Here is a 14,147-nt window from a genome sequence, read left to right on the forward strand (position 1 = left end):
TTTACAACCACTATTTACTGATAACAAGAAAAAATGCTGTCGCAAAACGTTATAAAAAACGTTAATGCGACAGCACCTTTTTGATTTATTTTATAAAGATTAAATATATACTTCTTAATATCCACAAATGTATAGGATATACGAAATAAAAAATCCATTTTGCAAAAGCATCATTTCGGCCTCTTTTTCCATTATAAAGTAGTATAGGAAATAATGCAAATATCATAGCCCATTCGCTGTTAAAACATAGTGTAGAAAATAAATCTAATCCGGTTGCACCTGAAAAATAATTAAAAATTGCTTTAATAAATATAAATACTGACCATATGATTACACCAACAGATATGTATTTTTTATTGCCATGGAATACATAGAATATAATTAATAAAGGAAGGAGATATATTCCACCTTCACAGAATAGTGAAAGAAACATAAATATTGCAGTAAATATTATCATAAAAATTTTCTTTGATGCAACTTTTTCTCGTCTGATTTTATCTATGCATATAAGTATGTATAGGAAAACAGCTAAAGTAAGGAAAATATTATTTCCAGATACTATAGAATAAAAAGTGAGTTTTCCAGTTAAAATATCAGTGTTATTGAATATAAGATTTATAGCTATATTACCAGTAAGCATAATTACAGCAAATAAAAGAATTCTTTGAAAATAAGCGTTAATATTTCTGGTATTAAAGAATCCTTCTACAATAAAAAAGACAAACAGTGGAGCAACAAATCTAGGCAAAATAGAAATCCACTCCGGGCCTAAATTTAAATAAGTATGTATATGGTCAATAACCATAAAAATAAGAGCAAGCATTTTTAGAGAAAAAGCATCTGCTCCATATGAAAAAACTTTATTCATAAAAATCCTCCTATTTCAATTTAATACAGTCTAATTATAGTTACATAAAATAAAAAAACAGGGGGGATAAATCTAAAGATATATTAAAGATAAATAAAATCCTATCAAAATTATGATAGGATTTCTATTTTATATTATCTTTTAATTATTTTTTTATATAGTATTACAGATATAAAAGCTGCAATTAATTCTGCAATAGGGAATGTAATCCATATTCCATTAAGTCCCATAAATCTAACAAATATTAATGAAAGAACAACTATTACGATAAGCTGTCTTGTGATAGATATTGACAGTGAATACATACCTTTACCTAAAGCTTCAAAAACGCCACACATAGTTATTCCAATGAAAGAGAATGCAAACCCAAGAGATAGTATTCTAAGCCCTGATACACCAAATCCAAGAAGTTCTTCAGATGCATTGAACATAGAAAGAAGAGTTTCAGGAATTGCACAGAAAAGAATAGTTCCTCCAATAAGTATTATTGCAGAGAATACAAGTGATGCCTTTATAGTTCCTACAACTCTATCATGTAAATCTGCACCATAATTATAACTTACAATAGGTCTCATTCCCTGTATCATACCTGTTACAGGCATATTTACAAAAGTCTGTAGTTTGTAATATATACCGAAGAAAGCTATTCCTGCAGTTGATACAGATGCAAGGATTCTATTCATTACAGATACAAGAATTGATGGCATACAAATCATCATTCCTGAAGGTATCGCAATTTTGTATAAATCTGTAATAAGTTTTAAATTAGGTTTAAGATGTCTTTTGTGTATTTTTATAGGAGATTTTTTTATAAAAAGTGTTACAGCAAGTGTTGCTGCTGAAAACTGACCTATAATAGTTGCTATGGCAGCTCCAGAAACTCCAAGCTTCGGCATGCCGAAAAGACCGAATATAAGTATTGGATCGAGAATAATATTTATAATTGCACCAAATCCCTGAAGAAACATAGGAATTACCATGTTGCCGTTAGATTGGAATATTTTTTCACATAGAACATGAAAAAGCGAACCAAAAGTAAGTGTTATAACTATAGATCCATATTGAACTGCATAATTCATAACCTGTGGATCATTGGTAAATATAGAGAAAAAAGGTCTAAGCCCAAAAGTTCCAAGAAGGACGAATATTAAAGCATGGCATATTGTAAGAATAACACCCTGTCCGGCATAATAATCTGCTTTTTCCATATTTCCAGATCCCATATTCATAGCTATATTTGCATTTACAGCAACACCAAGTCCAACAGAAAATGCAAGAGATAAATTCTGAAGAGGAAATGCTATACTAACAGCAGTAAGAGCATCCTGACTTATCTGGGCAACGAATATACTGTCTACAATATTATAAAGAGATTGTATAAGCATTGATATCATCGGCGGTAATGCCATAGATAATAGAAGTGGGACAATTTTTCTATCTGTCATAGGATTAAAATCTGATATAGTTTCATTTGTTACACTTTTGTTTAAAGTAATTGTACTGTTGTTTTCCATTAAATACCTCCATAATTCTATAATATTAAGATAAAAAATAAAGGCTATAGATTTTAGTCTGTTTATTCTCAGAAACAGAAAAATCTATAGCCCTAAACGGCAAATATATTATTATTTTGAAATCACCTTAAATATTCTATAATAATATATTTCTTAAGTCAAGTAATTTATAAAAATAATATATATTATACTAAGTTATATAATTGACAGCAACAGGAAAATGATTTATCATATTAATATATCAAAAATATTTGATATGATATATGCAAGTAAAGTATTTAATAGAGCAGTCTAATATATTCTATAAAACAGTAAATTAGTCTGTTTTTATTTGTACTACACATCGAAAAAATTTGATATGAAAAGAGGATATATTCATGGAAGAATGCAAAAAGACAAAACTTTATGTACTTACAGGATTTCTGGGTTCGGGAAAAACCACAGTTCTTCTTGAGCTTATAAAAAAACTTAGTGGAAAAAGAATCGGAGTTATACAGAATGAATTTGGAAAGCTTGGAATAGATGGTGCTATTCTAAAGAATGATGATATTGAAATGATGGAAATAAATAGAGGTTCTATATTCTGTTCCTGCTTAAAACTTTCTTTTGTACAGGCTCTTGCAGAAATGTCAAAAAAAGATTTCGATTATCTTTTTGTTGAAAGTTCAGGACTTGGAGACCCATCAAATGTAGATGAGATAATGAAGGCTGTTGAAGCTATAGCAGGTGATAAATATGAATTCAGTGGAGTAGTATGCCTTGTGGATGCAATTAATTTTATAGAACAATTGAATGATCTTGAAACAGTAAATAGACAGCTTAAACATTGTCATTTAGCTGTTATAACTAAATCAGATCTTGTGAATAAAGAAAGAGTAGAAAATTTAAAAAATGAAATACGAAAAATAAATCCTATTTGTAAAATAGAACTAAGCAACATGGGAATATTTGATTATTCTTTTCTAAAAGAAGATCTAATGGAGTACCAATGGGCAGAAAGTGAAGATACCACAAATTCAGAAGAGACAAAGCCAAAAACTTTATTTATGGAAGTGGATTATGCTGTTGAAGAAGAAAAACTTATAGAATTTCTAAAAGATGTAATTCCAGAGTTATATAGAGTCAAAGGTTTTATCGAAATAGAGGGAAAAGGCCTTTGTCAGCTTGATGTAGTGGGGGAGAAAATAGATATAAAATCTTCACGGGACAATAAAGAATCTAAGGTAGTATTTATATCAAAGGTAGGACCTGCAGTTATAAAATCTTTATTTAGTGCATGGGAAAAACATATAGGAAAGAAAATGAAACTTAAAAATTAGGAGGAAGCATATTATGAATATAAAAGTTATCGGAACTGGATGCGATAAGTGTGATACTCTTTATGAAAATGTCTTAATAGTCCTTAATGAGCTTGATATGGATGCTGAAGTGGAAAAAGTTGAGGACCTGGTAGAAATAGTTAAGCTTGGTGTAATGTCATCACCATCTCTTATGATAGATGGTAAACTTGTTGCATCTGGTAGAGTTGCCAAAAAAGATGAACTAAAAAAAATTCTCAGTAAGTAATAAATAAAAAACGGCCACTTGGAAATATTATTTTCAGTGGTCGCTTTTTATTTGTATTATATGTCGGACAACCGACCGACAAAGGGTAAAAATAAAAAGAACTATAAAAGAGAAGTAAGTTCATCCATAACTTCTTTGACAGTAGATATTCTGTCTATTTTATATGTATCGGCACCACAGAATATAAGTGCATTGTCAACATCGCCCTTTACAGCATTTATAAGTGCCTGAGATATACAATAAGGAGTCTCAGCTGGGTTACATGGTATTAAACAGTTGTAACATTTTTTTATTTCCGGTCTTTTTGCTTTAACTGATTTTATAAAATCGTTCTGTATAGCTCTACCAGGCATTCCTACTGGACTTACAACTATATCTATATCGTCTTTTGACGAATTTACATACATATTTTTAAAGTTTATATGTGCATCACATTCTTCAGTTGCAACAAATCTGCTTCCTATCTGTACACCTGAAGCTCCCATATCCATATATTTTTTAACAGTTTCAGCATCTGATATACCTCCCGCAGCTATAACAGGTATTTCCACACCGAAATTTTCTCCATATTCTTTGGCAACTTCTATAATTCCTTTAAACTCTTTATCATAATCAAAACTATCAGCATTCTTTGCCTTTTCTTCTGAGAAACCGAGATGTCCACCGGCTTTAGGACCTTCGACAACAATCATATCAGCAGTCCTTTTATCTTTTCGTGCCCACATTTTTAGAATAACTTTGGCAGCTTTTACTGTTGAAACAATAGGAGCTATTTTCACATCTGAACCCTTAACAAGAGAAGGAAGTTTTGTAGGAAGTCCAGCCCCTGAAATTATAAGATCAACACCACTTTCTACTGCCTTTTTTACGAATATATCATAATTATTCATGGCAACCATGTAATTTATACCTATTACACCATTTCCTGAAGCTATTTCCTTTGCCTTTTTTATATGTTTTTCTACAGCTCTAAGATTTGCTTCAAGAGTATTTGTTTCAAAGTCCGGCTCATCGTATCCGATCTGGACCCCGGATATAACCCCGACTCCACCGTTTAAAGCAACATATCCCGCAAGTGAAGATCTTGATATTCCTACACCCATACCACCTTGTATGATAGGTTTTTCAGCTATTAAATTAGATATTTTTAAATTTTTGATAGTAATCACTCTCCAGTACTAAAAAATAGGACCAGATAAAAAATAAAATAATACCTGGTCCTAATATTATACTATAAATTTCTATTAAATAATAGACTATTCTAAAATATTTAATTGAGCTCCTTTTTTATCACACTGTAACACTTTTGCATGCCATTTATATTGTAGATTTACTAAGTTTGGCTCAATATCATCAATGAAATTATTTAAACTACCAGAAATAACAGTCATAACTGTAGGTCCTGCTCCACTTAAAAATACTCCATGAGCTCCATAAGAATATGCAATATCAACAACTGTTTCAAATTCAGGAATCAGTGTACTTCTATAAGGTTGATGAAGCCTATCGTCACAGGCATATTTTAGAAGTTCAGTATTTCCGGAAGATAAAGACGAAATCAGCATGGCGGCTCTTGATATATTAAATACAGCATCTTTATAACTGATTGAATCAGGAAGAACAGAACGTGCTTTTTCAGTGGATAATCTAAAATCTGGAATCAAGGCACAGAATTTTATATCTTCAGAAATATCTACTATGTCCATAGAAAGTTCTCCAATATTGTTACATAGAGCAATAGTCATATTACCAAATAGAGCAGGGGCAACATTATCGGGATGTCCCTCTATTTCAGTTGCAATTCTCAAAAGTGCATCTTTTTTAAGACCAATACCTGAAAAATGATTGGCTGCAATAATACCAGCTACTATACATGCAGCACTGCTTCCTAAACCTCTTGAGACAGGAATATCAGATTCAAATTTAATCCTGTATCCAGACGGAACAAAATCTGGAGCTTCATTTTTAAAAAAGTATGCCATTGATTTCGCAACCAGGTTTTTATCATTTTTAAATTTATCTTCACAACCTTCAAATTCAAAACCTTCTTCTATTTCTTCAATATAAAAAGTATTATAAAGTGAAAGAGCCACTCCAAGGCAGTCAAATCCTGGTCCTACATTTGCACTTGTTGCCGGAACCACTATTTTTATCATATTAGATCACCACCATTTCGAATATCTAAGAATTTAGAAACCGCATCTTTTATATTATGTTTTGAATAAATATCTTTATGTATGATGTCTGCAGTTTTAAGTTTCTGTATAGATTCAGGAATTTCAGAATTAGATATTTTTGAAATTAAATCTATATCATCAAATTCATTTTTAGAAGGATTATATCCAAGAGCTGAAACTACACTGGATGCAAATTTATATGGACTTGCAGTACTTAAAATTATAGCTTTTGTATCATCGTTTGAATTTTTTATATACTTCTGATAACAGCTATAAGCAACAGCAGTATGTGTATCTATAACATATCCATATTTAGCATATACATCATAAATGGATTTTTTTACATCAGAACTATCAGCGTATTCAGCTTTAAAGCAATTAAGTTTCTTTTGTATATATTCAGGAATACTATATTTACCATTAGAGTATAAACTATTGATTAAATCAGATACTTTTTCACTATCTCCATCATATATATCAAATAGAAGCCTTTCGAGATTGCTTGATATAAGAATATCCATGGAAGGAGATTCTGTAAGTATAAGGTCTCTGTTTTTATCATATATACCTGTATTAAAAAAATCATACAATACATTGTTATCATTGGAAGCACAAATAAGTTTATTTATTGGAAGTCCCATTTTCTTTGCATAGTATCCTGCAAGTATATCACCGAAATTCCCTGTAGGAACAACAAAATTTATTTTTTCTCCACAATTTATAATATTTTTTCTAAGCAGTTCAGCATAAGAATAAATATAATAGATAATCTGGGGAAGCAGTCTTCCAAGATTTATTGAATTTGCCGAAGATAAATATGTTCCTGACGAATTAAGATATTTGTTATAATTCCGATCAGAAAAGATAGTTTTTACTGCATTCTGAGCATCATCAAAGTTACCATATATACCAGATACATAAACATTGTTTCCTGTCTGAGTTCTCATCTGAAGTTTTTGAATTTCGCTAACTCCATTTTCCGGAAAAAAAACGGCAATCTTTATTCCATCAATATTTTTAAACCCTTCAAGAGCAGCTTTTCCAGTGTCACCAGAAGTGGCTGTCAATATTGCTATATCAGATGAAAATTTACATGTTTCTTTTGATTGATTCATAAAATGTGGCATAATAGTAAGCGCCATATCCTTAAATGCAAGTGTTGGACCATGAAATAATTCCAAAAATGATATATCATTAAAATTCCTGACTTCAACGCAATTTGTGCAATTGAAATTATTTTTATATGCATTTATTGCACAATTATGTATTTCAGTTTCTGTAAATTCAGGTATAAAATATTTTAAAATAAAAGTGGAAAGATCTGTATAATTCATTTCTTTTATATCATTAAGACTGTTATATATATCAGGATATTCTATAGGAACAAATAATCCGCCATCCTCTGAAAGACCTTTTAGAATAGCCTCTGATGCATTTATTGATATCTTATTATTTCTTGTACTTGTATACTTCATGTCAATTCCTCCTAATCAAGAAAATAAAAAAATCCCGTCCCTAAAAAGGGACGAGATGAATAATCCCGCGGTTCCACCCAGATTGATTAGAAATCCACTCAAAGCTTTAACGCAGCTATACGTCACATCTTACTAAAATCTATAGATAACTTCAGATAGAAGCTCATGAGCAGTCTTCAATTACTCTAATAAAGGAATGCTTTCAGCCGGTGGCAAACCATCTCTGTTTATCGAATATAATTTACTCCTCTCAATCAAAGCTTTTTTGATATTGTATATATAATAATTGAGGATATAAATAAAGTCAATATTTTTTTCTAAAAATTTAATAAATTGAATAAAAAGAATAATATCATGTCGAATAATAATAGTAGAGTAGTGTGTATGTATGTAATATGTACATATAAAGAAAAAGAGTTAAATTTTATAAAATAATTTAAATTAAGTGTGAATAAATATTAAAAAATAATACAAAAATGTTAAAATTGAAAATAAAAACTAGAATAAATATAAAAATAGTGTTATAATAATAAAAAATTCTTAAATGGATTAATTATATTAGACATAATACTAAAAGACATAATATTAGAAAGAAGGCGAGAAATTATGCTTATATTAGGAATAGCTGGGAGTGTACTTGTTGTGTTAAGTGCTCTTACAATTGTATCAAGTATGGCTGAAGATATGAAATAGAATAAAATTAAAATATAAATAAAATAGACTGGAGTTTTATACTTCAGTCTATTTTATTTATATTACTATAAGAAAAAGAGCAGTATACTGGATTTTACTGCTCTTTTTCTTTATTATTTATTTTGCATTTTTGCTGCTTGTCTTGCTTTATTGTACTGAAGTCTCTCATGTTCATTCAGAAATTTCTTTCTTAATCTTATAGCGTCAGGTGTTATTTCCACAAGTTCATCTTCTTCTATAAATTCAAGAGCTTCTTCAAGAGTAAATATTCTAGGTGGTGCAAGTTTTATTGCATCATCTGATCCTGAAGCACGAACGTTTGACATTTTCTTGTTCTTACAAGGGTTAACTGTCATATCTTCTTTTCTTGAGTTCATACCTATTATCATACCTTCGTATACATCTACACCTGGATCTACAAACATAGTCGCTCTTTCACTTAGTGCATTAAGTGCATACCCCATAGTTGTACCAGGTCCCTGAGATATAAGAACTCCATTTCCTCTTGAAGGTATTTCACCTTTAAATTCTTCAAATTTTTCAAATGATCTAACAAGAGTTCCTTCTCCTCTTGTTACGTTTATAAATTCACTTCTATATCCAAGAAGACCTCTTGTAGGTGCAAGGAACTCTATTTTAACATAGTCTCCTTCCATCTCCATAGATTCCATCATACCTTTTCTCATATTAAGTTCATTTATAACTGTTCCAGAATACACTTCAGGGCAGTTTACGATAACTCTTTCAATCGGTTCAAGAAGAGTTCCATTTTCATCTCTATGCATAAGAACCTCTGGTTTTGATACTCCAAGTTCATAACCTTCACGTCTCATATTCTCTATAAGTATAGAAAGATGAAGTTCTCCACGTCCAGAAACTTTATAACCATCAGTAGTATCTAAAGGCTCAACTCTAAGTCCTACGTTTACTTCAAGTTCTTTTTCAAGTCTTTCTTTAAGATGTCTTGTTGTAACAAATTTTCCACTTTTTCCTGCAAAAGGAGAATCATTAACAAGGAAGTTCATAGATAGAGTAGGTTCTTCTATTTTTATCATCTCCATAGGCTGAGGATTGTCAGCAAGACATACAGTTTCTCCTATAGATATATCTGGTATACCAGATATAACAACTATTTCTCCACTTCCAGCCTCATCAACTTCAACCTGTTTAAGTCCTTCATAAACAGTAAGTTTTCCTATTCTTCCTTTTCTAGGTTCATCTGATTCACCGCATATACAGATATTCTGACCAGGTTTAACTGTTCCTTTATATACTCTACCTATACCAAGTCTACCTATATAATCGTCATATGCAAGAGAAGATATCTGAAGCTGTAAAGGTTCATCATCATAGTCAGGATAAGCTTCAACATGTTCAACTATAGTTTTAAATAGAGGAGAAAGGTCCTCACTTTCTTCATCCATATCAAGTTTGGCTATACCCTGCTTAGCGATACCATATATTATAGGGAATTCGCACTGCTCATCAGTTGCATTAAGATCCACGAATAAATCGAATACTTCATCTACAACTTCTTCAGCTCTCTGGTCTTTTTTATCTATTTTATTTATGAACAGAATAGGTTTAAGTCCACATTCAAGAGATTTCTGAAGAACAAATCTTGTCTGAGGCATTGGCCCTTCACTTGCATCGACAAGAAGTATAACTGTATCAACAGTTTTCATTACACGCTCAACTTCAGAAGAGAAGTCTGAGTGCCCAGGTGTATCAACTATGTTTATTTTGTAATCACCATAGTTTATGGCACAGTTTTTAGAATATATTGTTATTCCTCTTTCCTGTTCAAGGTCGTTACTATCCATTACACGTTCTCTTACTGTTTCGTTTGCTCTGAATATTCCGCTCTGAGAAAGAAACGCATCTACAAGTGTAGATTTTCCGGCATCGACGTGTGCGATAACCGCGATATTAATAATTTTATGTTTATTTGACATAAATAATCTCCCTTCATTTTTCTAACTTATAAATTATATCACAATGATTTTAAGAGTACAAGAAAAGCAGGATTGCGGCAATTGCTTTCCTGCTTAAAAATTTATAAATTATAATTATATGTTAAATAAGTTTTAATCTCTTTAGGGCATGATGAATACCATCATGATCATTATCTTCAGTATATGAAGTAATTATTTTTTTCATTCCATCTGGAGCATTTGACATAAGAAACGGTTTTTCTACATATTCAAGCATTTCAATATCGTTATAGTTATCACCAAATGCAATTGTATTTTCTTTTTTTATGTTCCAAATAGAGCATAGTTTGTCTATTGCTGTTGCTTTTGTTATACCTTTTTTCATAACTTCAATAAGTGTGTCAGAAGATTTTACAATTGAATGTTCAGAGAACCTATTTCTGAGAATAGTTACAAATTCATCTATATCAGATGAATCGCATATGCATAGAATTTTGTTAACTATATCGGATTCTACAGAATTTATATCTCCCTCAGAAGATTGAGCATTTATTATACGTTCTTCATTTATTATCCTTGGGTCTGACTTATCTTTTACGATCCATTGATTAAGGGAATATACTCCCCATGAAAGATCAAGATTTTCATTATTTAAAAAAGAAACTATTTCTAAAGCATCAGATTTTGAAAAACCTGTATTAAAAAGTATTTTCCTGTTTTTATCCATTATAAGAGCACCACCATAAGCTATTATGGGGCAATTGAATCCATATTCATCAAGAATAGGGTATATGCCAGTAGGTCCTCTACCAGAAGTTATAACAAAAGGTATATTATTTTTTTCAAGTTTTTTTATTGCATCTAAAGTTAGCGGTGTTATATGTCTATTTGAATCTAAAAGTGTTCCATCTACATCGCTGAAAACTATTTTTGTCATTATGATACCTCCAATATAGTAAATTTTTATAATATTATAACACATATGATAAAAATTTATTAAAATAAAATGGTTGACTATATACCCGTAGGGGGTATAATAAAAATGTAATCAATTTTATGAAAGGACGAAAAGATATGAAAAGTTTAGATAAAATAGAATTCACAATAGAAGGAATGAACTGAGGAAGTTGTGCCAATAAGGCAAAAAACGCTTTGGAAAGTGTTGAAGGAATAGAAAGTGCAGATGTATCACTTTCAGAAAAAAGAGCAGTTGTAGTATACGACAAGGATATAGCAAGTAAAGAAGATATGAAAAAAGCACTTGAGGAAAAGAATCTTGAGGCTATATTTGATGATAAAAAATTGGAGACAATAGAATTCACAGTAGAGGGAATGAACTGAGGAAGTTGTGCCAATAAGGCAAAAAACGCTTTGGAAAGCGTTGAAGGAATAGAAAGTGCAGATGTATCACTTTCAGAAAAAAGAGCAGTTGTAGTATACGACAAGGATATAGCAAGTAAAGAAGATATGAAAAAAGCACTTGAGGAAAAGAATCTCGAAGCGATATTTGATAAAGACACTTTTGAAAAAGAGATTTTAGAGGAAAATAATGAAATAAATGAAATTGATGATACAGCAGATAAAAAAGTAAAAGTATATGACGGTGAAATAAAAGAAATAAGATTTCCAATAAAAGGAATGCACTGTGCAGCATGTGCGCAGGGAGCAGAAAAAGCTATAAAAGCTATGGACGGTGTAATAGAGGCAAATGTAAATATAGCAACTGAAAAAGCATATGTAAAATACTATACAGATGTAGTTGATGTTGAAAATTTCAGAGAAGCTGTAAGTAGCAAAGGCTTTGAAGCAGTTATAATAGAGGATGATAAAAAGATAAAAAGTTACGATCCGGTTGAAGAAAAGGAAATTGAAATGCACAATATGTTTATAAAATTTATAATTACAATGTGTTTTGCAATACCACTTTTCTATATAGCTATGGGTCCGATGGTTCCGGCACCTATAGGTCCACTTCCAGTACCGAGCATAATAAGCCCAGATGCGAATCTCTTAAATTATGCGGTTATTCAGATGATTCTTGTAATACCTATAATGATTGTGGGCAGACATTTCTATATAAACGGATTTAAGGCAATATTCACAGGAAGTCCAAATATGGATACTCTTGTTGCAATAGGAACACTTGCAGCATTTGTATATAGTACATATACTACATACGAAATAGCAGCGGGTACAATTGTACATTCACATCATCACCAACTTTATTTTGAAAGTGCAGGTATAATAATAGCACTTATATCACTTGGAAAATATTTTGAAGCAAAATCAAAAGGAAAAACTTCTGAGGCTATAAAAAAACTTATAGGTCTTCAGCCTAATACTGCCACTATCGAAACAGAAAATGGAGAAAAAGAAATAGAAATAGATGACTTAAAAGTTGGAGATATAGTAATTGTAAAACCTGGAGATAAAATACCAGCAGATGGAGAAGTGATATTCGGAAATACATTTGTAGATGAGTCTATGCTTACAGGAGAGAGCATACCTATCGAAAAAAAATCTGGGGATTTAGTAACAGGTGCTTCTGTAAATGGAAACGGTATGGTAAAAGTAAAAGTTCAGCATACCGGAGAAAATACAGTTCTTGCCAATATAATAAGACTTGTGGAAGATGCTCAGTCAAGAAAAGCTCCTATTGCAAAACTTGCAGATACTGTTGCAGGATACTTTGTTCCAGCAGTAATATCAGTTGCTGTAGTTTCTTCAATTCTTTGGTATTTTGTGGGAAACAAAGACATAGTTTTCTCTCTAACAATATTTATAGCAGTTCTAGTTATAGCATGTCCATGTGCTTTAGGTCTTGCAACTCCGACAGCGATAATGGCAGGAACAGGAAAAGGAGCAGAGAATGGAATACTTATAAAAGGTGGAGATTCTCTTGAGTCTGCGCATAAAATAGATACAGTTGTATTCGACAAAACAGGAACTATAACAGAAGGAAAGCCTACTGTTACAGATATATGTGTTTCTAGTGGTTCTGACTTTAACGAAAATGATATAATGCGTTTTGCTGCATCAGCAGAAAAGGGATCAGAGCATCCTCTGGGAAGCGCTATAGTTGAGTTTGCAGAAAAAAAAGAACTCGGATTTGCATCTACGGAAAAATTTGAAAATATACCAGGTAAGGGTATAAAAGTAGTAATAGAGAATAAACATATGGTTATAGGAAATAAAAAACTTATGGACCTTGAAAATATAAATATATCTGATATGTCAGATGAAGAGGCAAAAATTTCATCTCAGGGAAAAACTCCTGTATATATAGCTATAGACAACAGTCTTTCAGCTATAATAGGTGTGGCTGATGTAGTAAAAGAGAGCAGTAAAAAAGCTGTAGAGTATCTACATAGTATGAATATAAAAACAGTTATGCTTACAGGGGATAATAAAAGAACGGCAGATGCAATAGCAAAATCAGTTGGAATAGACGATGTAATATCAGAAGTTCTTCCAGATGAAAAAGCAGCTGTTGTAGAAAAACTTCAGAATGAAGGTAGATTCGTAGCTATGGTTGGAGATGGAATAAATGATGCTCCAGCCCTTGTAAAAGCTGATATAGGTATAGCTATTGGAAATGGTACAGATATAGCTATAGAATCAGCTGACATAGTGCTTATAAAAAATTCTATAATGGATGTTCCGAAGGCTATAAAACTCAGCAGAGAAACCATAAAAAATATAAAACAGAATCTATTTTGGGCTTTTGGATATAATACAATAGGAATTCCTGTAGCTGCTGGTCTATTATATTTATTCGGTGGACCACTTTTAAATCCAATGATAGCTGCAGCTGCAATGAGCTTAAGTTCTATATCAGTTGTAAGTAATGCATTAAGACTTAGAAGAATAAAACTATAAAAATCAAACTAATTACAATAATATATTCTATGTGATATAAT

The 14,147-nt window shown here is 31.3% G+C and carries 10 protein-coding genes, 2 pseudogenes and 1 other annotated feature; of the genes and pseudogenes, 5 read left to right on the forward strand and 7 right to left on the reverse strand.

Annotated elements, in window-relative coordinates; genetic code table 11:
- Nucleotides 1-85: 85 nt before the first annotated feature.
- Entirely contained in the window at nucleotides 86-868 is a 783-nt protein-coding gene (locus EXD82_RS09290; RefSeq protein ID WP_142536644.1) for a TraX family protein, read from the reverse strand.
- Nucleotides 869-1,002: 134 nt separating this feature from the next.
- Complete coding sequence (locus tag EXD82_RS09295; RefSeq protein WP_142536645.1) at nucleotides 1,003-2,382, reverse strand: MATE family efflux transporter; 1,380 nt, start codon at nucleotides 2,380-2,382, stop codon at nucleotides 1,003-1,005.
- 377 nt (nucleotides 2,383-2,759) lie between these two features.
- Here EXD82_RS09295 and EXD82_RS09300 point away from each other — a divergent pair, with 377 nt between their 5' ends.
- Nucleotides 2,760-3,701 carry a CobW family GTP-binding protein gene (locus EXD82_RS09300; protein ID WP_142536646.1) on the forward strand — a complete coding sequence of 314 codons (942 nt, stop codon included), beginning with the start codon at nucleotides 2,760-2,762 and terminating at the stop codon, nucleotides 3,699-3,701.
- A gap of 13 nt (nucleotides 3,702-3,714) precedes the next feature.
- Entirely contained in the window at nucleotides 3,715-3,948 is a 234-nt protein-coding gene (locus tag EXD82_RS09305) for a thioredoxin family protein (protein WP_142536647.1), read from the forward strand.
- Between the two features lie 101 nt (nucleotides 3,949-4,049).
- Here the strand turns inward: EXD82_RS09305 and EXD82_RS09310 are convergent, their stop codons facing one another.
- From EXD82_RS09310 to EXD82_RS09330, 5 genes are all read right to left on the reverse strand, one after another.
- Nucleotides 4,050-5,108, reverse strand: a complete 1,059-nt coding sequence (locus EXD82_RS09310) for an NAD(P)H-dependent flavin oxidoreductase (RefSeq protein WP_334295909.1) — start codon at nucleotides 5,106-5,108, stop codon at nucleotides 4,050-4,052.
- Nucleotides 5,109-5,204: 96 nt separating this feature from the next.
- On the reverse strand, nucleotides 5,205-6,104 hold the full coding sequence (gene thrB / locus EXD82_RS09315; protein ID WP_142536648.1) for a homoserine kinase: 900 nt from the start codon (nucleotides 6,102-6,104) through the stop codon (nucleotides 5,205-5,207).
- Complete coding sequence (gene thrC / locus EXD82_RS09320; RefSeq protein ID WP_142536649.1) at nucleotides 6,101-7,600, reverse strand: threonine synthase; 1,500 nt, start codon at nucleotides 7,598-7,600, stop codon at nucleotides 6,101-6,103. The genes thrB and thrC overlap by 4 nt, the downstream gene beginning before the upstream one ends.
- Before the next feature lie 43 nt (nucleotides 7,601-7,643).
- Nucleotides 7,644-7,867, reverse strand: a binding site (T-box leader).
- 539 nt (nucleotides 7,868-8,406) lie between these two features.
- Nucleotides 8,407-10,248 carry a translational GTPase TypA gene (gene typA, locus EXD82_RS09325; protein ID WP_142536650.1) on the reverse strand — a complete coding sequence of 614 codons (1,842 nt, stop codon included), beginning with the start codon at nucleotides 10,246-10,248 and terminating at the stop codon, nucleotides 8,407-8,409.
- Between the two features lie 121 nt (nucleotides 10,249-10,369).
- A complete protein-coding gene (locus EXD82_RS09330) occupies nucleotides 10,370-11,164 on the reverse strand; it encodes a Cof-type HAD-IIB family hydrolase (protein WP_142536651.1) in 795 nt (264 codons plus the stop codon).
- A 197-nt stretch (nucleotides 11,165-11,361) separates the two neighbouring features.
- Between EXD82_RS09330 and EXD82_RS10445 the strand changes: the two are divergent.
- From EXD82_RS10445 to EXD82_RS09335, 3 genes and pseudogenes are all read left to right on the forward strand, one after another.
- A pseudogene (locus EXD82_RS10445) lies at nucleotides 11,362-11,568 on the forward strand (heavy-metal-associated domain-containing protein); the annotation flags it as partial.
- Nucleotides 11,569-11,580: 12 nt separating this feature from the next.
- A pseudogene (locus tag EXD82_RS10615) lies at nucleotides 11,581-12,021 on the forward strand (cation transporter); the annotation flags it as partial.
- A gap of 258 nt (nucleotides 12,022-12,279) precedes the next feature.
- A complete protein-coding gene (locus tag EXD82_RS09335) occupies nucleotides 12,280-14,106 on the forward strand; it encodes a copper-translocating P-type ATPase (protein ID WP_281282232.1) in 1,827 nt (608 codons plus the stop codon).
- Nucleotides 14,107-14,147 lie beyond the last annotated feature (41 nt).

This window comes from Peptacetobacter hominis, from assembly GCF_006861675.1.
Lineage (GTDB): Bacteria > Bacillota > Clostridia > Peptostreptococcales > Peptostreptococcaceae > Peptacetobacter > Peptacetobacter hominis.